The sequence below is a fragment of the Pannus brasiliensis CCIBt3594 genome, from assembly GCF_036688125.1.
GTDB classification, from domain to species: domain Bacteria; phylum Cyanobacteriota; class Cyanobacteriia; order Cyanobacteriales; family Microcystaceae; genus Pannus; species Pannus brasiliensis.
The window spans coordinates 63,048-86,618 of the sequence record NZ_JBAFSM010000010.1 but is presented as its reverse complement, the minus strand read 5'-3'; the positions used below and the strand labels follow the sequence as shown (position 1 = coordinate 86,618).

14 protein-coding genes are annotated in these 23,571 nt (G+C 53.1%); 4 read left to right on the top strand and 10 right to left on the bottom strand.

Translation table 11 applies throughout. The features are described from left to right. Window positions 1-281: 281 nt before the first annotated feature. Window positions 282-2,201, top strand: a complete 1,920-nt coding sequence (locus V0288_RS06805) for a S9 family peptidase (RefSeq protein WP_332864299.1) — start codon at window positions 282-284, stop codon at window positions 2,199-2,201. On the opposite strand, the gene V0288_RS06800 is transcribed toward V0288_RS06805, so the two are convergent. Genes V0288_RS06800 through V0288_RS06785 form a run of 4 tightly spaced genes read right to left on the bottom strand, consistent with a single transcriptional unit; the run spans window position 2,190 to window position 8,388 of the window. Next, window positions 2,190-3,251: a diguanylate cyclase domain-containing protein gene (locus V0288_RS06800; protein WP_332864298.1), complete on the bottom strand. Its 1,062-nt coding sequence runs from the start codon at window positions 3,249-3,251 to the stop codon at window positions 2,190-2,192. The genes V0288_RS06805 and V0288_RS06800 overlap by 12 nt on opposite strands. Before the next feature lie 6 nt (window positions 3,252-3,257). Beyond that, complete coding sequence (locus V0288_RS06795) at window positions 3,258-3,650, bottom strand: response regulator (protein ID WP_332864297.1); 393 nt, start codon at window positions 3,648-3,650, stop codon at window positions 3,258-3,260. Then, a complete protein-coding gene (locus tag V0288_RS06790; RefSeq protein ID WP_332864296.1) occupies window positions 3,647-5,101 on the bottom strand; it encodes a hybrid sensor histidine kinase/response regulator in 1,455 nt (484 codons plus the stop codon). The genes V0288_RS06795 and V0288_RS06790 overlap by 4 nt, the downstream gene beginning before the upstream one ends. 44 nt (window positions 5,102-5,145) lie before the next feature. After that, a complete protein-coding gene (locus V0288_RS06785) occupies window positions 5,146-8,388 on the bottom strand; it encodes an ATP-binding protein (RefSeq protein ID WP_332864295.1) in 3,243 nt (1,080 codons plus the stop codon). A gap of 374 nt (window positions 8,389-8,762) precedes the next feature. Between V0288_RS06785 and V0288_RS06780 the strand changes: the two genes are divergently transcribed. Next, a complete protein-coding gene (locus V0288_RS06780) occupies window positions 8,763-11,393 on the top strand; it encodes a replicative DNA helicase (RefSeq protein ID WP_332864294.1) in 2,631 nt (876 codons plus the stop codon). 27 nt (window positions 11,394-11,420) lie between these two features. Here V0288_RS06780 and V0288_RS06775 read toward each other — a convergent pair whose 3' ends face one another. After that, on the bottom strand, window positions 11,421-12,635 hold the full coding sequence (locus tag V0288_RS06775) for an ABC transporter permease (RefSeq protein ID WP_422661922.1): 1,215 nt from the start codon (window positions 12,633-12,635) through the stop codon (window positions 11,421-11,423). Between the two features lie 194 nt (window positions 12,636-12,829). Between V0288_RS06775 and V0288_RS06770 the strand changes: the two genes are divergently transcribed. Next, window positions 12,830-13,606, top strand: coding sequence for a DUF1350 family protein (locus tag V0288_RS06770; RefSeq protein WP_332864292.1), 777 nt, complete (start codon window positions 12,830-12,832; stop codon window positions 13,604-13,606). A gap of 72 nt (window positions 13,607-13,678) precedes the next feature. Here V0288_RS06770 and V0288_RS06765 read toward each other — a convergent pair whose 3' ends face one another. Continuing rightward, entirely contained in the window at window positions 13,679-14,512 is an 834-nt protein-coding gene (locus tag V0288_RS06765; protein WP_332864291.1) for a class I SAM-dependent methyltransferase, read from the bottom strand. Window positions 14,513-14,522: 10 nt separating this feature from the next. Further along, the gene (locus V0288_RS06760) at window positions 14,523-15,032 is read right to left on the bottom strand and encodes an MAPEG family protein (RefSeq protein WP_332864290.1); all 510 of its coding nucleotides are present in this window, start codon (window positions 15,030-15,032) and stop codon (window positions 14,523-14,525) included. Window positions 15,033-15,274: 242 nt separating this feature from the next. Between V0288_RS06760 and V0288_RS06755 the strand changes: the two genes are divergently transcribed. Beyond that, complete coding sequence (locus V0288_RS06755; protein WP_332864289.1) at window positions 15,275-18,541, top strand: PAS domain S-box protein; 3,267 nt, start codon at window positions 15,275-15,277, stop codon at window positions 18,539-18,541. A gap of 107 nt (window positions 18,542-18,648) precedes the next feature. Here V0288_RS06755 and V0288_RS06750 read toward each other — a convergent pair whose 3' ends face one another. The 3 genes from V0288_RS06750 to V0288_RS06740 are packed head-to-tail and all read right to left on the bottom strand — an operon-like array spanning window position 18,649 to window position 23,546. Beyond that, the gene (locus tag V0288_RS06750; protein WP_332864288.1) at window positions 18,649-20,061 is read right to left on the bottom strand and encodes a carotenoid oxygenase family protein; all 1,413 of its coding nucleotides are present in this window, start codon (window positions 20,059-20,061) and stop codon (window positions 18,649-18,651) included. A gap of 16 nt (window positions 20,062-20,077) precedes the next feature. Then, the gene (locus tag V0288_RS06745) at window positions 20,078-20,785 is read right to left on the bottom strand and encodes a YdcF family protein (RefSeq protein WP_332864287.1); all 708 of its coding nucleotides are present in this window, start codon (window positions 20,783-20,785) and stop codon (window positions 20,078-20,080) included. A 49-nt stretch (window positions 20,786-20,834) separates the two neighbouring features. Continuing rightward, window positions 20,835-23,546, bottom strand: a complete 2,712-nt coding sequence (locus V0288_RS06740) for a DNA gyrase/topoisomerase IV subunit A (RefSeq protein ID WP_332864286.1) — start codon at window positions 23,544-23,546, stop codon at window positions 20,835-20,837. Window positions 23,547-23,571: the final 25 nt, after the last annotated feature.

Below are 23,571 nucleotides of genomic sequence, written 5' to 3'. Positions count from 1 at the left end.
CGTTCCCGCGTTCACCGAGATCTCGACAGTGTATCGATCGGGGTAATCCCGATGATTTTCAATCTATCTTACGGGATGAAACCACAGGTCTATCAAAAGGTATAGAAACGATCCTCCCCGCGACCGTCGATCGAGATCTCTTCCAATCCGCCCGCGGGACGCGGCGCTAGGATGGGAAAAAATCGACCTGGCAAAGCCGGCGCTTCGCCCCCGAGCGCCGAATCTGTCGGGGATGTCTCGTTATTTTTTTGCCCAAAAACTCTTGACTTTTTAGGTTAACTATGATCTCGTCCTACGGTTCTTGGAAATCGCCGATCACCGCCGATCGAATTGTCGCGGAATCGATCGCCCTCGGCGCGGTCACGTTAGACGGGGAAGATATTTACTGGTTAGAGGGACGACCGGGAGAGGGAGGAAGAAACGTTCTCGTTCGCTTAACTGCCGACGGACAGGTAACGGATATTACCCCGGCCCCGTTTAACGTCCGTACCCGCGTTCACGAGTACGGGGGGGGTTCCTATCTCGTTGCCGACGGAACGATCTATTTCTGCCACTTTCCCGATCAACGGATTTACCGACAGGAACCCGGAGAGGAACCGATCGCGTTAACCCCGGCCGGATCGCGACGCTACGCGGATCTGATTCTCGATCGAGAACGGGATCGATTGATCTGTATCTGTGAAGATCATAGTAATCCGGAACGCGAACCGGTTAACTCGATCGTCGGGGTGAATCTTGCCACGGGAGAAGCGCGAACCCTCGTATCCGGAGAGGATTTTTATTCGAGTCCCCGTTTGAGTCCCGACGGGTCGCGATTGGCGTGGATTAGCTGGAATCATCCCAATATGCCCTGGGACGGGTCTTTTCTCTGGTTGGCGGACGTGACGAACGAGTTCTCTCTCAGTAACGCGCGCGTTATCGCGGGGGGAGAGAGTGAATCGGTGTGTGAACCGCGATGGTCCCCGGACGAACAGTTATATTTTTCCAGCGATCGCGAAAATTGGTGGAATCTCTACTGTTTTACCTACGAGGAACTGATCGAACCGGTCTACGAAACCGACGCGGAATTCGCCTACCCTCATTGGGTTTTCGGTCTCTCTACCTACGCTTTCGCCTCGGAGACGGAAATCATCACCACCTATACCCGTGACGGACGTTGGTATCTCGCGCGGATCGATACGTCGGAGAAAACCTTACAAGATATCGAGACCCCGTATACAGCGATCTCTTCCTTGCAGGTGAACGGGGAGAAAGCGGTTTTTATCGGCGGTTCTTTTACCGAGGAAACGGGGGTAATTTCCCTGGATCTGGCGACGGGAGAGACAGAAGTTCTCAAATCCTCTAGCAATCTAGAGATAGACGGGGCTTATCTATCCGTTCCGACGGCGATCGCCTTCCCGACGGGGAACGGTCAAATCGCCCACGCGTGGTACTACCCGCCGAAAAATCCCGATTACAGCGCGCCGTCCGGAGAATTACCGCCGTTACTGGTGAAAAGTCACGGGGGGCCGACCGCGGCCGCTTCCTCTAGCCTTAGCCTCCGGGTACAATACTGGACGAGTCGCGGTTTCGGCTATCTCGACGTGAACTACGGCGGTAGTACGGGCTACGGACGCGAGTACCGTCAGCGTTTGGACGGGAATTGGGGCATCGTGGACGTGGAGGACTGTATTAACGGGGCAAAATATCTCTCGGAAGGGGGATGCGTCGATGGGGAGAGATTGGCGATTTCCGGGGGAAGCGCGGGGGGTTACACGACCCTAGCGGCGTTAACCTTTCACGATACCTTTAAAGCCGGGGCGAGTTATTACGGGATTAGCGATCTAGAGGCGCTGGCCGCGGATACCCATAAATTCGAGGCGCGTTACCTCGATCGATTGGTGGGACGTTACCCGGAGGAGAAAGAGATCTATATCCGGCGATCGCCGATCCATTTTACCGATCGCCTTTCGGTCCCGGTGATTTTCTTTCAGGGATTGGAGGATAAAGTCGTTCCCCCCAATCAGGCGGAAATGATGGTGGAAGTTCTGAAAACGAAGGGTTTACCGGTGGCCTACGTTCCTTTCGAGGGAGAACAACACGGTTTCCGGCGCGCCGAGACGATTAAACGCGCGCTAGACGGGGAGTTTTATTTTTACTCCCGCGTTTTCGGGTTTACTCCCGCGGACGACATCGAAGCGATCGAGATTCTAAACGGGTAACTCCCGGACGTTTTCCGCGACGATCACCCGGTCGCGCCCCTGTTTTTTCGCTCGGTAGAGGGCGGCATCGGCGGCGTCGATCAGGACTAGCGGGGAGCGGGAAGGAACGGGGAGCGTGGCGGCTACCCCCGCGCTGATCGTCACCCGCGCGGCGATGGGAGAGGATTCGTGGACGATGGCGAGGGATTCGATCGTCCTTCGGATAGCCTCGGCCACGGCGATCGCCCCGGATACGGGAGTATTCGGCAGAATGACGGCGAATTCCTCGCCCCCGTAGCGCGCGGCCAGATCGCCGGGGCGTTCGAGAACCTCCTGAATCGCCCTAGCGACCTGTTTTAAGCAGTCATCCCCCTGAAGATGCCCGTAATAATCGTTATATTGTTTAAAAGCGTCGATATCGAAGAGAATCAATGCTAGAGTCTGTTGCTCTCGGGCCGCGCTATACCATTCCTGGCCGAGATATTCATCGAAACGGCGACGGTTAGCCAGTTGGGTGAGTCCGTCCGAGTTAGCCAGTCGTTGTAGTTCGCGATTGGCTTGTTCTAGGGCGGCCGTCCGCGCGGCGATAATCCGCGATTGTTCCTCGTTGAGTCGTTCGAGTTCTCGATTGAGTTGTTGTAATTTTAAATTCTGTTCGGTGAGTTTTTTCGTTTGTAAGTAACTGTGAAGGGCCTCGACGACGGTGAGTTTGAGATCGTCGGCCTGCCAGGGTTTGGCGATATAGCGATAGAGTTTAGCGTATTTGATCGCGTTGCCGATCGCCTCTAGATCGGCCTGTCCGGTTAACAGGATCGTCAGGGTATCGGGGGAGATGGTGTGAATCCGTTTCAGTACCTCGTCCCCTCTGATATCGGGCATGATGTAATCGGAGAGGACGACGGCGATTTCGGTTCCCTCCTCTAATAGTTCTTCCACGAGGGCGATCGCGTCTTCTCCCCCTTCCGCGGTTTCCACGATACAGCGATCGCCGATCGCCCGTTTCAGTTCGATTTTCAGGCTATCGATGACCGTGACCTCATCGTCAATACAAATAATAACGGGTTTCTCCATAAACTCTTACGGTAATCCGGATTTGATAATCTCGATCAAGCTTTCACTGTCCCAGGGTTTCGATAGGCACTTAAATAGATTGGCCTCCTGTTTCGCGCGTTCGATCGCCGTTTCGTCCGCCTGTCCCGTTAACATGATTTTAACGATCTCGGGAAATTGGTGGTGGACTTTAATTAAAAATTCATCTCCTTTCATGCCCGGCATCAACCAATCGGAGACGATCACGAGGATCGGGATGTTTTCCCCGCGCAGTTCCTCTAAAATTTCTAGGGCTTCATCGGCGCTTTCCGCCACCTCGTAGCTGTAGCGATCGTGAAAGGCCTGTTTGATCTGGATCTTGAGGCTTTCTAAAATCACGCGTTCGTCATCGACGCAGAGAATCACCGCTTTGGTTGTCATTGGTTTATCCTTGCCTCCCCGCTATCGATCGGTAGAGAGACGGTAAAGGTGGTTCGTCCCGGAATCGAGTCTAGGGTCATTTTCCCCCGGTGTTTCTCGACAATTTTGCGCGCGATGTCTAAGCCTAATCCCGTGCCTTCTCCCACGGGTTTCGTCGTGAAAAACGGATCGAAAACCCGCGATTGGATTTCGAGCGGAATTCCCGCGCCGTTGTCGGCGATCGTGACCTGAATTTCTCGATCGAGCCGTTCGACCCCGAGCGTTAATACTCCTTTATTTTTCATCGCCTGTAAAGCGTTACTAATTAAGTTCGTCCAGACTTGATTTAACTCGTCGGGATAGCATAAAATATTCGGAGTGTCCCGATACTCCCGATTGATTTCTACGCCCTGTTTGAGTTGATTGTGATAGAGGGTTAAAACGGTTTCGATCCCCTCGACGAGATTGGAGAGGAGCGGCTCCCCTTTTTGTTCGTAGCGGGTATAGTTGCGGAGGGCGAAAACAATTTTTGTCGCTTTTTCGGCGGCGATTTTAATGGTTTTGGCACTGGTTTGTAAGGTGGTTAATTGATAGGCGGTATCGATAATTTTTTCCGCCGATTCACGGGTAACGAGCGGGATAAAGGGTTCTAATCTCTCTCGATCGTACACGCCCAGATCGACGAGGGTATCGGCGATCGCCTCGGCCTTCTCCACTCCTAACGTTTCTAACTCCCCGATAATCGCGCGTTTAAACTGACGTTTCTCTCGGGTGGAATAGTTTTGCGGGACGGCGGCGTAATTCTCGATCAAACGGGTAATATAATCGCGCTCCTCGATCGAGATATCTTGAAAGAAAGTCGGTAACCGGACGAGATTTTCCTCGAAGAAAACGGTTAAATTTTCCACGGACGATCGGATCGCGCCCATCGGCGTGTTGATCTCGTGGGCGATCCCCGCGATCAATTGACCGAGGGCCGCCATTTTCTCGCTGTGAATTAACTGATCGCGGGTTCGTTCTAACTCTTGAATCGCGTCGGTTAAATGTTCGGCCTGTCGGGCTAAATTTTTCTGGAGGGAACAGATTTTTAAATGGGTATCGACGCGCGCGAGGACTTCCTCGATCTGGAAGGGTTTGGTAATGTAATCGACCGCCCCGACTTGAAAGGCTTTTACCTTATCGATCACCTCGTTGATAGCGCTGACAAAAATGACCGGGATATCCCGTGTACTCGGGTCGGCTTTGAGTTCCCGACAGACCTGATAGCCATCGAGGTCGGGCATCATGATATCGAGAAGAATTAAATCGGGGGGGAGACCGCGGGCGGCGGCGAGCGCGAGTTTTCCCGAGGGGACGGGGCGGACTTGGTAGCCCTCGCGTCCGAGAATATCGATTAATAGACGTAAATTCGCGGGATTATCATCGACGATCAGGATATTGCTTTGGTTGGTTTCAAGAACTGGGGAATTCATTCTTTTCGCGGAGTGGGCCGGGAGGCCGGAGTGGGGATCGCTCGCTACAGGTTTTTTTCCTCTAGGGAGAGACCGGAGGATAAAAAGGTTAGTAGTAACTCGTACTCGAAATTATGAACGTGATTTTGTAAGGTTGCCGCTAATGGGGCGTTTTCTGCCCGGATTTCCTCGATCGACCGCTCGATCGATCGCAGATCCGCGTGACGCACCGCTCGAATTAACGCTTCGATCCGTTCGCGGGATAAGTCCGCTAAGGATTCTTCCCTCAATGTATCACTTTCTCCGGGATGGGTTACGGCCTTGTCCGGGGAATTGTCCTCGTAGCGGTACTCGATGTCTAGGTACTGTCCCAGGATCTCGAAAATCTCCGATTCCCGAAACGGTTTCCGGAGGAAACCATCGCACCCGGCGCTCAGAACGCTCGCTTTTTCTTCCTCGAAAACGCTGGCGGTTAGGGCGATAATCACCGTTTTCCGGTCTCGATCGAGCGCTTTGATCCTTCGGGTCGCCTCGTAACCGTCGAGAACCGGCATCCGCAGATCCATCCAGATCAGGTCGGGTTGCCAGTCGCGCCAGAGATCGATCGCCTCCAAACCGTTCGCCACGTCCATCACACAGAACCCTATCGGTGTCAAGAGCTTCTGGATAATTTGACGATTCTCCGCCCGATCGTCCACGACGAGAATGCGATAGGGGGGGCGATCGTTGGCGATCCCGACGATCCGGCGCTCGATCCGCGGTCGCTCGACCTCGCTCTCGTCCACCGCCGCGATCGGGATAGTGAGGGAAAAAACACTTCCCCGTCCTAAAACGCTCTCGACCCGGAGATCGCCCCCCATCACCCGGGCGAATTTCCGCGAGATCGCCAGTCCTAACCCGGTTCCCTCCCCGGCGTTTTTCCCGGAACCCGTCTGCACGAAAGCCTGGAATAGATTGGCGATCTCTTCCTCGGAGATGCCCGCCCCCGTGTCCTCGACGCGGAAGGTGAGGAGGGGGGCGGACGGGGGGGATAGGGGAGAGATGGTTTCCTCGGTATTCTCCCGCTCCCGCCCCTTGTCTCCCGCCTCCTGTACCTCCCGCCTCCCGATCACGAGCGATACACCGCCGCGTTCGGTGAATTTGATCGCGTTGTTGAGGAGGTTGATTAGGATCTGGCGGAGTTTGATCTCGTCGGCGCGCAGGTAGCGGGGAACGCGGTCTAAGGTTTCGATCGATAGCTGTAAGCCTTTTTCAACGGCTTTGAGGGCGAACATATCCTCTAGGTCGCTCAGGAGTCGATCGAGGTCGAAATTCCGGGGATCGACGGAAACCTTGCCGGACTCGATTTTCGAGAGATCGAGCACTTGGTTGATCAGGGCGAGCAGATGCTCGCCGCCCCGAACGATGGTCTGTACATTTTCCCGCTCCTCTTCGCCCAGTCGAGCGTTCCGCAACATCAAGCGCGAGAATCCTAGAATCGCGTTGAGGGGGGTGCGGAATTCGTGGCTCATATTGGCGATAAAGGTGCTTTTAGCCCGGTTCGCGGCTTCGGCGGCTTCTTTCGCCTGTCGTAAGGTTTCTTCCGCGGTCTTGCGGGTGGTGATGTCCTCGACGAATCCCTCGTAATACCGGATATTGCCCTGCTCGTCCCGAACGGCGCGGGCGTGTTCGGCGATCCAGATAATACTTTCATCCTTGCGATAGATGCGCGACTCGAAATTCGCGATCGTTTCCCGCTCGCCGAACGCGGCTTGAAAGGCTTGCCGGCGATCGGGATCGACGTAGAGACGGCCGTTCGCGTTGGGTTGTACCCGCAGGAGTTCCGCGGGGGAATTGTAGCCGTACATCCGCGCCAGGGCGGGATTGACGCGTAGGTAGCGGCCGTCGGGGGTGGTTTGAAAAATGCCCTCGACCGCGTTATCGAAAATCCCCCGATATCGGGTTTCGGCCAGCGCTTTTTCCTGGATTTCCCGTTCTAGTTCCCGCGTCCTCTGTCGGACTTTCGCTTCTAGCGATCGGGAATAATATTCCAACTGCTCGCGCGAGAAAGACATTTCCCGGGCCATCTCGTTAAAAGCGCGGGCCAGTTCGCGGGTTTCCCGACTGCCGGAAACGGTCACGGCTTGAAAATCGCCCGTTTGTAAGTGCTGACTGGCCTCGCTTAACTTGGAGATGGGATGGATCAGCCAACGGGCCGTGAGGGTGGTGGTCAGGATCGCCAAACCGAGAAAGGCGAGGGACAGTAAGATCACGTTCCGGGTATTTTGGTTCACCTCCTCCGTGAAGTCCGATTGGGGAATCGCGACCACGATCAGCCAATCCAAACCCATCGGGTCTTGCCACGGAGTCACCTCCACGAAAATTGTCTCTCCACCGATCTGAAATTTCCCGAGCATGGGGAAACGGATCGATCCGAGTCCCGTAAACTGGTGGATCAGGGCGCGGGTGATCGCCCGGATGTCGGGATCGTCGGCCAGGGCGGCGTTAACCCGAACGTTTTTCCCGTCCCGACGGCCCATCAGGGGTTCGGGGACGGAACTGGCGACCAGTAGCGCGTTCCGCTCGACGATAAACGCTCGCCCCCGCCGGCTCAGATCTAGCCGGTGTAAGTAATCGCTGATTTGGGAGAGAACCCGATCGGCCCCTAATACGCCGATAATTTCCCCCTCCCGATCGAACAGGGGATAATTAATCGAGACCGACAGCACATCCGGTCGATCGGCCCGCTGATAGATCGAACTCCAGATCGGTTTTCGAGCGTTCACGGTTTCAAAATACCAGGCTTCCTGCTGGAAATCGGCGTTTTTCGTGGTGATCCTGCGGGTTCGGTTCCCCTCGGCATCGGTTTCGTAAACGTGCCGTTTACTTAATCCTTTGGTTTTCGTGACCTCGTTAATCACGATCCGGCCGTCATCGAGACGTTCGACCCCGAGAAATTCGCCCTCGACGCTACCGTAATTGATATAACCGAACGGGAAAGACTGGAGTTGTTTCCAAAAATACTTTCCCGTTCGGGAAAAATCGTCCAGCGGTAAGAGTCCGATTTGTGCCGCCTCGGCGTTGTTCTGGGCGATTTTCACGGAACTTATCAGGAAATTATCTAAATGATCGCGCACGCGCCGGCTCGTTTCCCCGCTGACTTTATTCGCGAACCGCTCGATCGTCGATCGGTTGTTCTGGTAGGAAAGATAGCCCACCACACCGACGATGGCGACCAACTGCGCCAGAAAACAGAGGGATAAGATCGCGGCGAGGGGCATTTTCCCGATCGAGCGGGCGAACAGTAACTGGAGAGATTTCCCGAACATACTAGAATAGATAAGTACAAATAAACGCCGAGAGGTGAGGTAGGAGTCAGGAGGCAGGAAGCGGGAGCCAGGAGGATATATCTCTAGAAATTCTTTCCTCACCTCCCCCATCATCCCGTCTCTCCCATCTTTCCCATCTTTCCCGCCTCTCTTATCTTTGCTCCGTCCTTCGCTCGATCGATTTCCGTTATTGTTTATCGTTCGAGGTTTAATAGACCTCTAGCACGATCCGTTTTTAGGGGCAAAAACTTCAAAAACTAAGATTATACGAGATAAATAAGGATTTTTCGAGCTTTTTAGCGATAAAATTCTTTCCCTCCTGACTCCTGACTCCGTAACCACACGACCATTTTTGAATTCCGGGCAGATGTCTAATGATTAGCGATCCGTCTCTCCCCCCGCAGAATATCGAAGCGGAAGAATCTATCCTAGGTGGTATTTTACTCGATCCGAAAGCGATGGGGCGGATCGTGGACTTTCTCGTTCCCGACGCGTTTTACGTGCGTTCCCATCAGGAAATTTACCGGGCCGCGATCGCGCTGGTAACGCGGGGGAAGCCCGCGGATTTAATGACGGTGAGTAGTTGGTTACAGGATCATCACCTGCTCGACGAGGTGGGGGGGATTCCGAGATTATTACAATTGGTCGATCGAACGGTATCGGCGGCGAATATCGATCGCTACGCGGAATTGGTGATGGATAAGTACGTCCGCCGTCAGTTAATCTCCACGGGAGGCGAGATTATCGAATTGGCGCGGGACACCACGATGGAGTTAGAAAACATTTTCGACGAATCGGAACAAAAGATCTTCCGTCTCACCCAAAAAAGACCGCAGGATGGATTAATTTTTCTCGGCGACACGTTAATCGACACGTTTAATGAAATCGAGAAATTACAGGAGCAAACAACGCTTCCGGGGATCGCCACCAATTTTTACGATCTCGACGCGATGACCAGCGGTTTTCAACCCTCGGATCTGATTATTATCGCGGGTCGTCCCTCGATGGGAAAAACCTCTTTCGCGATCAATATCGCTCACAATATCGCCCGCCAAAATATGCCCGTGGCTATCTTTAGTCTAGAGATGTCGAAAGAGCAGTTAGCCCAGAGATTATTATCGAGCGAGACGAATATCGCCAGCAACTTAATCCGTTCGGGAAGAATCCCCCAAAACGATATGGAAAAGCTCCTCAACGGATTGGAGAAATTATCGAGTTTACCGATTTATATCGATGATAACTCGAACTCTAGCGTGATGCAAATGCGTTCCCAGGTACGTCGTCTACAAGCGGAGAAAAAGGGACAGGTAGGGTTAGTCTTAATCGATTACTTGCAGTTAATGGAAGGGGGAGGAGATAATCGGGTTCAGGAACTCTCGAAAATCACCCGGAGTCTGAAAGGTTTAGCCAGAGAAATTCACGCCCCGGTGATCGCGCTGTCCCAGTTAAGTCGTACCGTGGAATCGCGCAATAATAAACGACCGATGATGTCGGATTTAAGAGAATCGGGTTGTTTATGCGGGGATAGTTTGATCGAACTAGCCGACACGCGCGCGAAAGTCCAGATCCGCGATTTAGTCGGCCGATCGAATTTTGAGGTCTTCGCTCTCAATTTAGAAACGATGAAATTAGAACGAGCGATCATTACCAAGGCATTTTCCACGGGAGTGAAACCGGTTTTCCGTTTAATCACTCGATTGGGACGCGAGATCCGAGCGACGGCAAACCATCAATTTTTAACCCTTCACGGTTGGAAACGATTGGACGAGTTAGCGATTCGAGAAGCTATCGCCTTACCTCGTTGTTTACCGAGTACAGGATCATCGACTATGAACAATGCGGAGGTGGCTTTATTAGGTCATTTAATCGGGGATGGATGTACGTTACCCCATCATACTATTCAGTACACGACTAGAGAATTAGATCTAGCAGAGTTAGTGTCTGATTTAGCTATTCAAGTGTTCGGTGAACGACTGATCCCTCGGATTAATAGCGAGCGTCAATGGTATCAGGTGTATTTAACTGCGAATTATCCCCTGACTCACAAAATCAAAAATCCGATTACAAATTGGTTAGAAGAATTGGGGATTTTTGGATTACGATCGTATGAAAAATTTATCCCCGATCGAGTTTTCGAGCAGTCTAAAGACACGATCGCTGTTTTCTTACGTCATCTTTGGAGTACCGATGGTTGTCTCAAATTACTGAAAGGTAAATCTCAAAGTAAATCTTTTCGACCGATCGCTTACTACAGCAGTAGTAGTATACGATTAGCTAAAGATGTACAATCCCTTTTGCTTCGATTGGAAATTAACGCGCGCTTATCCGTATCGCCACAAATCGGAAAAGGACGAGATCAGTATCATGTAACAATAACCGGGAAACCAGACATTGAAAGATTTATTACCCTCGTCGGTGCGGTTGGCAATTACAAAAAACAATCTCTACAAGAAATTTCCGATTATATTCAAATTTCTCAAAGCAATCCTAATCGAGATGTAATTCCCAACGATATTTGGCGGCTTTATGTCGTTCCTTCTATGCAAAAATACGGGTTAACATCGCGACAAATGCAAGCGAACTTAGAAACTCAATATTGTGGTACGTCTCTTTATCGATCGAATGTAAGTCGCGAGAGGGCCGCGCGAGTAGGTCAACTGGTTCGCTCTCCCGAAATTCAATCCCTAGCCACCAGTGATGTTTACTGGGATGAAATTATCTCCATCGAGCCGGATGGAGAAACCGAGGTCTATGATTTAACGGTCGATACTCATCACAATTTTATCGCCAATAATATTATCGTTCACAATAGTATCGAGCAGGACGCGGATTTAATTATTATGTTATACCGAGATGAGTATTACAATCCGGATAGCCCCGATCGGGGCGTTGCCGAAGCGATCATCACCAAACACCGCAACGGCCCGACGGGAACGGTAAAACTACTATTCCAGCCGGAATTTACCAAGTTTCTGAATATGAAACAAAGTCATTCTAATTATTAAATCGCCGCTCTTTTTCCCCCACCGTCCCTACATTTCTCGCAAGGCGACGATCGGATCTAACTTCGCGGCGCGTCGGGCCGGAATCACCCCGAAAATCAGACCGATGGTGCTGGAAACCCCGATCGCCACGACGATCGCCGGGATCGAAATACCGGTCGTCAGCGTCGCGAAAATTCCCGCCAGCCACATCCCTTGAATTCCGATCACTATCCCTATAATCCCGCCACTGGTAGCTAAAATCACCGATTCGATGAGAAACTGCCCTTGAATATCGCTCTCTCTCGCGCCTAGGGCTTTTCGTAACCCGATCTCTCGGGTTCTCTCCGTCACCGAGACGAGCATGATATTCATCACCCCGATCCCCCCGACCAATAGGGAAATACTGGCGATCGAGGCCAACATTCTCGTTAATCCGTTATTCGTTTCTTCTGTCATCTCTAAAATGGCGGTTTGCGGGATAACTCGCACGTATCCCCCCTCTTTCACCTGATGGCGCATTCTCAGCAGATTATCCACCTGAAACCGGGCCGCGTTCATACTCTGACGATCTCTAGCCAGAACCGCGATCTGGGTGAGCGCGATACCGTAAATCGATTTTCGTCCGATCACCTGATTGGCCATCGTGGTCAGGGGGATTATAGCCCGATCGTCCTGATTCGCCTCGAATAACGACCCTTTCGCCTTTAAAACGCCGATTACCTGAAAACTTAGGTTGCGAACGCGCACGATCTCCCCGACGGGATCGCGACGGCCGAAGAGATCCCGTGCGAGTTCCGCTCCCAGCACGATCACCCGATTATCCCGCCGAAGGTCGGATTCCAGGATGAATCGACCTCTGGATAATTTATAGTTCCGAACGGCTAGATATTGCGGGCTAACTCCGATTATCGTGTTAAAACTTGTTTTTTCTGGAGAGGATAAAACGTATTGTCGGTGAATTTCCGAAGAAACCGCCTCGATCGAGGGAACTTGAGTGGCGATCGCCCGCGCGTCGTCGTAGGTTAACGGCCGGGAATTGGGAATCGTCCGACGGAGATTCCGAGGCGTGGTGGAGACGAATAAAACGTTGGGGCCGAGGGACTCGAATTGCCGGGCCGCCAGATCTCGCGCCCCCTCACCGACCCCGACCATCGCGATCACCGAAGCGTTACCGATAGCGATTCCCAACATCGTCAGGCTACTGCGAAGTTTATTGGCCATCAAGGCCGAAAAAGCCATTTTTAGGTTTTCGCCAAGCTCCATAGTTGTTTTTTCCCGATCGGCTACTTCATTCTAAGCGCGAACCAGACCGCCCAGGCAAGGACTCCGGTGAAAACCAGGGTTCCCACCGCGAAAGCTACCGCGCTAATTTGGCCAGAATCGAGTAAGGTCATAACCGGGTCCGAAAAAACCGCGAGATAATTGAATATGTATTAATTGTAAGAGATTCACCGGGCATGAACTGGCAAGAGATTTCGGGAAATTGGGTCTGGATTCCCCGGCAACCGATCGGTATTATCCACTTTTTAGGGGGGGCTTTCGTGGCCACGGCCCCGAATGTCACCTATCGCTGGTTATTGGAAAATCTCGGCTCGGCCGGTTACGCGATCGTCGCCACCCCTTTTGTCAATACTCTCGACCACCGCTCGATCGCCAGAAGCGTTCTGAACCGATTCGAGAATTTACTGGAACGTCTGCGCGCGCGTCATCTCCTGCCGGGGGGATATCTCCCGGTGTACGGTATCGGCCACAGTATGGGCTGTAAGTTACACCTGTTGATCGGCAGTTTGTACGAGGTCGATCGAGCGGGAAATATTCTGATTTCTTTTAATAATTATCCCGTCCGTCGCGCGATTCCTTTTCTCGAACCCCTACAGATCGATACGACGTTTAATCTAGAATTCACCCCTTCCCCGGAAGAAACCAACGAGATTATCTATCAGGATTACGCGATCCGTCGGAATCTTTTAATCCGTTTTCAAGATGACTCGATCGATCAGACGCTGGTATTAAATCCTTTATTGAAAAAACGCTTTAACGACCTGATCGCCCTGCGTACCCTACCGGGAAATCATCTCACCCCTCTGAGTCAAGATATCGAGTGGCAAACCGGCGAGATTTTTACCCCTCTCGACGCGCTCGGCCAGTGGATTAAGCAGGGTTTATCGCGCGATAATTCCCGCTTGAAAGAGGAGATCTTACACTGGTTGAATCCCGTTCGATCGAATCGTTAACGGTTCAGGAGGCGGGAGGCGGGAGGCAAAATCGAAGCGGTAGTTTGCCATGAGTAACCGATTATCTTCCCGCTAATCGTTCTCACTTTTTCGGGCGATTTGAAAAGCGGAAATAAAGGAGAGTTCTAGATTTTTTTCGAACTCTCGATCGAGACAATCCCTTATCCCGTCAAATAAATCCTCTCTCGATCGCTCCTCTAATTTCATATACGGCGAGTACGTTTTTAAAAGGGTGATATAATCCTCGATCGAGTAGGTAACGGTCGATTCTATTTGCCCGTAAATCGCTTTTTGAAATCGTCCGGAGTTCTCGATCGCTTCCCCGAATTCCCGAAAGATCCCCGCTCGCGTGGCGTTATCCTCGTAGCGATCGAGCGAGGGCGCGTACTGTTGATAAACCGCCGCTAAACGTTGATAGATCTCGTATTTCGGTTGTAATTGTGTATTCCATAAAAGGATTAAAAAACCGTTTTCTTCTAACGCGTCCGCGGATTTCGGATAGGCGATCTCTTTCGGTATCCAGTGAAAGGAACTCGCCGCGATCACCGCGGAAAAAGCTCCGACTTCGATCGGCCATTCCTCTAGAGAAGTATTGAGAATTTTCACCCGCGGATAGGGTTGACAATTCTCGCTCGCGAATCGATAAAAATCCGGGTTGGGTTCCAAACAAGTCATCGAACAACCCGATTTCGCGAAGTCTAGCGTCGCGGTACCCGGCCCACAGCCGATCTCTAAAACGTTCGATCGATCGGACAATCCCGTTATCTCGATGACCTGACGGATAATTTCCCGCGGGTAACGGGGTCTTACCTGGTGATAATCCCCCGCTACGGAAGAATACCAAGTTTTCCGCCGCTCTAGGGCGGTTTTCGCGTACTCGGCGATCGAATTCTCCAGAGCGGACATAATCGACTCGTTACCCTAAAACTCCCGTAAGTCCATAGTAAACGCAAGCGCCGGAACCCAGTAGATACACGAACCAAGTTAGGAAAAAACCTATGGCGCGTCCCGGAGAGGGGCCGTAAGTTGTAATCAGTCCCCACGCGTGCGCGACGCGACCGCTCGTTAAGGCACTCCCTAATAACCAGAGTAAAGCCGCGGGAGCGTTGGCGAATTCTAGAACGAGGATGATAAGTAGGGCGATCGGTACGAATTCGATAAAATTGCCGAACGCTCGAACCTTTCGCTGGAGGATACCGTCATCGATCGATTTTTTCGGGACGGACTTTTCTAGGAAACTCTCGACAACAGCGGCCACGGGATTGGGATTTTCCCGATAATCCGGCTGTTTCGCCACGTCCGCGCTCGATTCGCCGTGCCAGACTCGGGTACTCGATCGCTCCATCACGACGAGATAGGAGAGAAAGAAGGCGATAAAGCCATTAATTCCGATAAATAATGTGGAGATCGGTACGATAGCGTTCATGAACGTTTACTCGTCTTTTCGGGGGATAGGTTGGGGAATGGCGATCGTGTATCTCGATCGAGAGAGCGATTTTTTTCTTCGACGGGGAATTTCGCGGTTCGCGTGGCAATTCCGAGAGGGCATTAAGGGTATTCTAAATAGTAAGCGATCGGGTGACGGGAGGGGGATATCCTACAAATATATGAAGAGATTTGAAGAATTCTCGCCAGCGCGAGTTACGGTCGGAATCTTTCGGTAAATCTATGGAAAAACTATCGCCGAGGGATTCCGGATCGACCGCGAAAACCGGGTTGGAACGGGTGACGGAACTCGCGATCCAACTACATCGAGCTACGGATGTAGTGGAAATTCTCGATCGAACCGCGAGCGCGACGCGGGAAATCCTGTCGTGCGATCGCGCGATCGTCTATCGATTCCTACCCGAAGGAGACGGGGTGATCGCGGCCGAGTCCGTCGATAGCGAATGGAGTTCCCTATCGGGCCGATCGATTCACGATCCCTGTTTTCAGGAGAAATGCGAAGAATATTACCGTGATGGACGGATCGGGGCGATCGAAGACCTGGAAACCAATCCGATTCACCCCTGTTATCGGGAATTACTCGAACCCCTTCAGGTAAAAGCCAATCTCGTCGTTCCCGTTCTGGTCGATAATTCTCGGGAACCGTTGCTGTGGGGTCTGCTGATCGCGCACCAGTGCCGCTCCCCCCGACAGTGGACGGAGGAAGAGAAGCAACTCGCGAATCATATCGCCGTTCAGGCCGGTATCGTCCTCGATCGATCCCTCTGGCAAGAGCGCCTCGAACGCGAAACCCGCGAGCGCGAGCGGGAGATGCGGGAGCGTCAGGATTTTTTAGAACGCTCCTGTTATCGGGAGAGCGAGGAATTACGCTGGAAAGAAGCGCTCCTGCGATCGATGACGGATACCTCCCCGCTGGCGTTTTTTGTCGTCGATAACCGTACCGACGAGATCCTGTACTTCAATCATCGTTTTTGCGAGATCTGGGGATTAGAACATCTGGAAGCCCGCATGAAACTGGGAGAATTAAAAAATAACGACGTTATCCCCGATTGTATTCCCCGACTCGCCGATCTTCCCGCCTTTGTCGAATCCTGTAAACCCTTGCAGAGTGAAGAGAATCGGGTGATCGTCGAGGATAAGATCCCCTTTACCGACGGTCGGATCATCCGTCGCTTCTCCTGCCAGATCCGGGAAGCGGACGATCGCTACTTCGGTCGGCTGTATATTTTTGAAGATATTACCGAACGCGAACGCGTGAACCGGGAACTACAGGAGTACGAAAGGGTTTTGCGGAAACTCACCGAGCAAGTTCCCGGCGCGATCTGTCAATTCCGTATCCATCCGGACGGTCACAAGACGATCCCCTACGCGAGCGAGGGAATCGACGCGATTTACGAGTATACCCCCGACCAACTGAAGAAAGACGCGGATATCGTCCTACAACGGTTACACCCGGACGATTTACCCCGCGTGATCGCCAGTATCCAACAATCCGCCAAAACCCTAGAACTTTATCGGGACGAGTACCGGGTGATCCTGCCGCGACGGGGGTTACGGTGGTTGGAAGTGAACTCGAAACCGGAACCCCTCGACGACGGCAGTATTCTCTGGCACGGGTATATTCTCGATATTACCGAACGCAAGCGGGTCGAGGAAGCCCTATTAGAGAGCGAGGAACGCTATCGATCGCTGATCGCGGCGATGGCCGAGGGAATCGTCTTTCAGGACGCGGACGGGAAAATTATCGCCTGTAATCCCAGCGCGGAAAGAATTCTCGGACTCACGCGCGAGCAGATGATGGGACGCGGTTCCCTCGATCCCCATTGGCGATCGATCCGCGAGGACGGTTCCCCCTTCCCCCCGGAGGAGCATCCGGCGATCGTCACCCTGCGAACCGGCCAACCGCTCTCGAACGTCATTATGGGAGTGTATAAACCGGACGGTCATCTAACCTGGATCTCGATTAACTCCCAGCCGTTGTTAACCGCCGACTTCGATCGGCCCCACGCGGCCGTCACCTCCTTTACCGATATTACCGCCCGAAAACGTTTGGAACTGGAATTACAGAGTAGCGAGGCCATGTTCCGGGGGTTATTCGAGCAGTCTACGGCGGGAATCGGGGTTCTAGACGTTTCGGGGCGATTTATTAAGATTAATCAGCGATTTCAGGAGCTAGTCGGTTATAGCGAGGCGAAACTTCAGAACATGACCTATCTCGACCTGACCCACCCGGACGATCGGCCCGCGAGCCAGATGGCTAACGAGCGACTGTGGCGGGGAGAGATCGGGACGGTATCCAGCGAGAAACGCTATTCGCGCGCGGACGGGAGAGTGCAATGGGTGAACGTGACGGCCTCGCCGATCTATGACGATCGGGGGAACTTACAATACGTTCTCAAGGTGGTCGTCGATATTTCCCGGAGGAAACGGGCCGAGAGTCTGCGCCAGCAACAGACCGAACGGGAACGGCGACTCAATACCATCATTCAACACCTACGTCAATCCCTCGACCTGCAAACCGTTCTCGATACCACCGTCTCGGAAGTGCGGGATTTCCTGCGAACCGATCGGGTGATTATTTACCGTTTTCAAGCGAGCGGGGGCGGTCTGGTGGTGGCGGAATCGGTCGCGCCGGGTCAGATGACGATTCTCGATCGACAGATCCCGTCCGCGGATTTCGTCCGAACCGACGACGGGAACTACCGGGAAGGAAAAGTCGAGACGATTCCCGATATTCGCGAGGCGGATCTAGCGGCGTACCATTTGGAATTACTGGAACAACTACAGGTGCGCGCGGTGCTGGTGGTTCCCATTTTCCAACAGGAACGGGTTTGGGGGCTGTTGATCGCCCATCATTGTCGCGGGCCGCGGCACTGGCAGGATTTGGAGGCGGACTCGCTCGATCGACTGGCCGCCCAGTTAGCGATCGCTATCCAACAATCGGAACTCTACCACCACCTACAACAGATCAACGAGGATCTACAAGACCTAGTTCTCGTGGACGAACTGACCGATATCGCCAATCGGCGCTGTTTTGACGGTTATCTCGACTATAAATGGCCCCACCTCGGTCGCGAGCGCGCCCCCATCTCTCTCCTGCTCTGTGACATCGATTATTTCAAACAATATAACGATACCTACGGTCATCCCGCCGGCGATCGCTGTTTACAGGAGGTCGCGCGTATCCTGAAACAAACCACCCGACGCGCCACCGATCTCGTCGCCCGGTACGGCGGAGAGGAATTCGCCGTGGTTCTCCCCAATACCGATAGTTACGGCGCGATCCGGGTCGCCCGCAACCTCCAGCAAGCTCTACGCCAGCTTCGCTATCCCCATGCCGCCTCGCCGATCGCCCCGTGCATTACCTTGAGTATCGGGGTCGCCACCGTGATCCCGACCGCGGATGTCACCCCCGCCTCTCTCATCGACGCGGCCGATCGGGCCCTCTATCGGGCGAAACAACAGGGACGGAATCAGTATTGCGTGTGAGAGGGTGAGGGAGATGGGGGAGTTTTTGGGGAAATGGGGAAGGGGGAAAGGGAAAAGAGCTTTCTTACGCTTTTCACCTTTACCCTCCCGCCTCCTCTAACAAGGAGTTATGCTTTTTCCCCTTTCCAAGTGCCGTGGAATCCGGGGGGAATGACACTCGGTAATTGTAAACGGCAGAGAGCTTCCCCCGGCCGCGGACTGTTATAGATTCTCACCTCGCTACTATGACGGTTCCCGTTGTAAACCACCGCGATCAGCCAGCCGCGTTCGGGATCGGAACCGTCGGACACGAAAATCGGTTCGGACGCGTACTCGTCGGGTTCTAACTCCACGATCGAGAGATCGCCCGTTTGATGATCGTAAACCGCGGGTAAACCGAGAATTTCCGAGGTGGTATCGATTGCGTCGGGACGGTGGACGGCTAAGGCGGTATATCGCCAGGATCGACCGACGAGAGCGGGGGACACCACGGGAAAATCACAACCGAGATCGTGTAGTTTTTCCGTACTAACGACCTCGCCCGATCGAGGGTCGATCTCGATCCGCCATAAGGTTCCTCTCGCGGGGGTTCGCGTCTCTCCGGTAGCCACTTCTTTCAGGTACTGATTGGTTTGAAAATCCTCGTACCGGACGAAAGCGATCTCGATCGTACCGGACCCGGTAACGCGGCCGTTGCCGAAATGCCATTGAAACCAGGGGTCGGTAATGGTTTCCCGGACTAGGGATAGGGTAGATCGATCGAAAATCAGAATCCGCGTCCCTAGATTCGGTTTCCATTTCATCGCGTCGCTATAACTCCGGAAACCGAACAACATCGGCAGAAGATCCACCCGTACCGGGGGAACGAAAAAGACGAGATATTGCCCCGCGAGGACGAAATCGTGTAGTAACGAGAGACCGTCGAGCGGGAACGTGTTTTTTTGTAGAATTGTTCCGTTCGCGTTCGATCGATAGAGATTCAACCTCGTAGCCGCGCTCGGTGTAACCCCGAAATTAAAAATCTCTCCCGTTAGCGGGTCGATTTTCGGGTGGGCCGAGAACGGTTCATCGGCGCGTAATCCCTCTAAATCGTCGAGTCCGAAAGTTTCTAGGGTCTGTAAATCTAACCGATGGGGGAAACCGCCTTCCCAGAGGGCTAATAGGCGATCTTCCAGGGCGAGAACCGAGGTATTCGCCGCGTTTTTTACCTCTTTCCCCCAATTGTTCCAGAAAAATCCCGGCGCGGTCATGCCGTAGTTCGGGAAGAGATAGCGATCCGCCTCCGTTTCGCGTTGATAGCCGGAAGTCTTCACGTAGCGATAAACCGCGCTCGCTCCCGTTTCGGTAAAATGTACCGCGAGAATCGTCCCGTCGCCATCGAACCAGTGGCCGACTTTTCGGCCTCCCCTTTCCAATCGTCCCGGCCCGTTGCGGTAGAGACTTCCCCGCAAACCGTCGGGAATCGAGCCGGATATGACCGGTAGATCGGTTTTCGGAAACTCGATCGCCGGTTTTTCGAGCGCTTTCGCCCAAGTCTTCATCGCTTCCCCCTAGAGCTTAGTGAAAATCCGGTATTTTAATCCTTCCTTGATACTCGCATTCAAACCCCTCCTCTTGCCAGGTCTTTAAATCCACGTCTTCCAGTGCGGTCACATTCCAGCAGGGAGGACGGATCACCTGTCCGAAAACAGCCCAGATCAGACTACGCGCGACATCTAGCGCGGTTTTTCGCCGGGATTCATGATTACCCGGTACGCCGGTTTCCGGGGTAATATCCATTTCTACCGCGATTCCCCGCGATTGGAGATGGATTTTCGCCAACCACTCGGCGCGGGGTAAATGGGTGGGGGAAGTGATCACCCGGACTTTCCGCGCGCCCCAATCTTGTAGGATCGGTACGCCGAAAAAGAAGTTACCGAAAGTGGAATTGGCGCATTTTTCCAGCCAAACGTTACTTTGTCGGGCTTTCTCTCGCTGGAACAGGAGGAGAATACAGGGATCTTTAGAACCCTGCGAGATAAGGATGGGAATATCGGGATATCGATCAGCGAGATTGGCGACGTAAATTTCCCGGCGGATACTGCCACCGAGAACGAAGATCGCGTCTACCGGACCTCTCTCGTTCGCGGGTAAACGGATCGCGAGATTGACCGCGAGACTAACGAGCGTCCAGCCACCAATGACAAGGAGAAACCATTTCAGCCAACGGGTTCCCCTTTGCCAGAGAGGGTCGCGTTTCCGATGATTCGTTTTTCTTTTCTTCACGATTGAAAGATGTCAATAAGCGATCGATCTCGAATCCGCGCCCTGTAAATCATTCATTATAGAGGACTCTAGCGGTCGCGATCCGTTCGTCGTTTTTGAGGGGAACCACCCGATCGCCCGTTCCATCTTTTCCTTGTAGTCTCACCATTTCCACCGCGAGGATCAGTGTCCGATCGCGATCGGTACGGAGAGAAATAGAGCTATTCGGACGCGCGGCGACCATTGTAACGAGAGAATCGGTTTTCTGGCTAAATTGTAGAGCGGGAGAACCGAGATCGCCTAATTGAGAGAGTCGGAGGCTATCGATCGCCATTCGTTTGCCGTAACCCGCGCGCGAGAGTAAGAGGAGATTACCCGATCGCTCGATCGGCGCGCAACCGACGATCTGTTCCCCGTAGCGGAGTCGGATGATGGGATTTCCCTGAGTGACGCGGCCGGTAAGCGGGATCATCTCGTCGCGGACGGGATAGCGCAGAACCCGTCCGCTACTGGTGGCGAGCGCCAGATCCTGCCCCTCGCGGGTGAAAACGGCGAAAGCGAGTCGATCGTCTTCCTTGAGTTTGATGAGGGATAATCCCCGGTTCCCTAAGCCTTCCAGTTCGGCGAGGGGAAGCCGCTTAATTCGACCCTGTTGGCTGAGGAAAAGCAGATCTTGATTTTTTTGACCCTCGGATAAAAAGAACTGGTTTAAAACGCGATCTGATTCCTTCTGAGCGGTTTTCGTGAGGAGGCTGGATAGGTAGATCGGTTGACTGAGTTTCGGGGGAACCTCGCGGACGGGGATGGGGTAGGCTTTTCCGGTATCGAGGATGACGATGAAGTTTTCCCGTTGTCGGATCGGTTCGCGGTAGAGGATATTCTCGTTTACAAGCGATCGATCGTCCGGAGTCGTCCAACTAATGCGATCGTCGTCGGTTAGGACGAGAATGGCGTTTTCCGGCGGTTCCTGCGGGGTGAACAAACTTAAAACCGGGGCTTCCGTCTCTTCTACAACTGGTTTCGCCTTTCTTTCCCGTTTTTTAACTTCTCCCTCGGGTTTTTTCTCTTCCGAATCTTTTACAGCCGCGGGACTTCCCCCGGACGCAGAAACCTCACTTTTACGGGTTGTCGTTTCCCGTTTTTTCTCTCCCGAATCTTTCCCGGCCGCGGGACTTTCCGGGGACGGGGAAACTTTACCTTTACGGGGTTCAATATCGGCTTTTTTGCCGTCTACCGCCTCTTTTTTACCGCTTTCTTCCCGCTTATCGCCGACAGATTCCCGTCCGCGAATTTTCGTCCGTCTCGCGTCGCCGAATTTTTTCTTCAATCCCCGGAGTTCTTTTTTCAGGGCTTTGAGGAATTCGGGGCGATTTTCGAGGAGAGTTTGTAAATTTTGGATTTTTTGGCGCAGTTCTTCCGCTTCGTTCTGTAATTTCTCCCGTTCTAACCCCGTCAGACGGCGTAGGGGCATGGCGAGGATCGAATCGGCCTGCGTTTCGCTACAGCCGAGTTCCTCTTGAAAGCGGTATTTCGCGATCGTTCCGTCCGGCGCGTGTCGTAGAATGTCGATGACCCGATCGATATTTTCCAGCGCCAGTAATAACCCCTCTACTAAATGTAGGCGATCGCTCGCCTGTCCTAACTCGTCGGTGTATTGCCGGGTTAAGGTTTCCTCGCGAAACCGGAGAAATTCCTGTAATAATTCCCGTAACGATAACTGACGGGGTATATTATCGACTAAGGCGAGGAGAATCGCCCCGAAATTCGTTTGTAGGGCGGTTTGTTGGTATAAAGTATTTAAAATCGCCCGCGGATCGCTTTCGCGTTTTAACTCGATCACCACGCGGATACCGTCCCGATCGCTTTCGTCGCGGATATCGGCGATGCCCTCGATCTTTCCCTGATTGACTAATTCTGCCGTTTTCTCGATCCACGCCGCTTTATTCACCTGATAGGGCAGTTCCGTGACGATGATCGCCGTTCTCTCCTTGCGGCGCTTTGCCTCGATGCGTAGCGTCTCGATACGGGCGATCCCCCGCGTAGGAATCAAACCGCGACCGGTACGGTACGCGTCGCGAATCCCCGCGGTATCGAGAATTTCGCCCCCGGTGGGAAAATCCGGGCCGGGGATAATTTCCAGTAATTTCTCGTCATCGAGATCGGGTCGATCGATCAGCGCGATTAACCCGTCCACCACTTCCCCTAAATTATGCGGGGGAATATTCGTCGCCATCCCCACGGCGATTCCCGAACAACCGTTGAGAACTAAAATCGGCAGTTGGGCGGGTAAAACGACGGGTTCCTGCTGGGAGTTGTCAAAATTCCCCGTAAAATCGACAATCGTATCGCTAATCCCCGCGAGGAGAGAGCGATCGCCGATTTCCGCCAGGCGCGTTTCCGTGTAGCGCATCGCCGCGGGGGGATCGTTATCGATCGAACCGAAGTTCCCGTGACCCGATAATAGGGGATAACGGCTAGAAAAATCCTGTACCATGCGAACTAACGCCTCGTACACGGATTGATCGCCGTGGGGATGGTATTTCCCCAACACGTCCCCCACCACTCTCGCGCATTTCCGGAACGGTCGATCGGGCGTTAAACCGAGTTCGTGCATGGCGTAGAGAATGCGTCGGTGAACCGGTTTTAACCCGTCCCGCACATCCGGTAACGCCCTCCCCACGATGACACTCATGGCATATTCTAGATAGGAGCGTTCCATCTCTTGATGTAAAGCCGTGGGGATAATTTGACCGCGCGCCAAAAAATCGAGTTGTTTTGCCATGAGTCTCCCGTTTTAAGTCGATCTA

Coding starts and splice junctions, on each gene's coding strand:
- V0288_RS06755 (WP_332864289.1), top strand. CDS start 15,275: ATGGAAAAACTATCGCCGAGGGATTCCGGATCGACCGCGAAAACCGGG.
- V0288_RS06805 (WP_332864299.1), top strand. CDS start 282: ATGATCTCGTCCTACGGTTCTTGGAAATCGCCGATCACCGCCGATCGA.
- V0288_RS06795 (WP_332864297.1), bottom strand. CDS start 3,650: ATGACAACCAAAGCGGTGATTCTCTGCGTCGATGACGAACGCGTGATT.
- V0288_RS06785 (WP_332864295.1), bottom strand. CDS start 8,388: ATGTTCGGGAAATCTCTCCAGTTACTGTTCGCCCGCTCGATCGGGAAA.
- V0288_RS06790 (WP_332864296.1), bottom strand. CDS start 5,101: ATGAATTCCCCAGTTCTTGAAACCAACCAAAGCAATATCCTGATCGTC.
- V0288_RS06765 (WP_332864291.1), bottom strand. CDS start 14,512: ATGTCCGCTCTGGAGAATTCGATCGCCGAGTACGCGAAAACCGCCCTA.
- V0288_RS06770 (WP_332864292.1), top strand. CDS start 12,830: ATGAACTGGCAAGAGATTTCGGGAAATTGGGTCTGGATTCCCCGGCAA.
- V0288_RS06775 (WP_422661922.1), bottom strand. CDS start 12,635: ATGGAGCTTGGCGAAAACCTAAAAATGGCTTTTTCGGCCTTGATGGCC.
- V0288_RS06780 (WP_332864294.1), top strand. CDS start 8,763: ATGATTAGCGATCCGTCTCTCCCCCCGCAGAATATCGAAGCGGAAGAA.
- V0288_RS06740 (WP_332864286.1), bottom strand. CDS start 23,546: ATGGCAAAACAACTCGATTTTTTGGCGCGCGGTCAAATTATCCCCACG.
- V0288_RS06750 (WP_332864288.1), bottom strand. CDS start 20,061: ATGAAGACTTGGGCGAAAGCGCTCGAAAAACCGGCGATCGAGTTTCCG.
- V0288_RS06760 (WP_332864290.1), bottom strand. CDS start 15,032: ATGAACGCTATCGTACCGATCTCCACATTATTTATCGGAATTAATGGC.
- V0288_RS06800 (WP_332864298.1), bottom strand. CDS start 3,251: ATGGAGAAACCCGTTATTATTTGTATTGACGATGAGGTCACGGTCATC.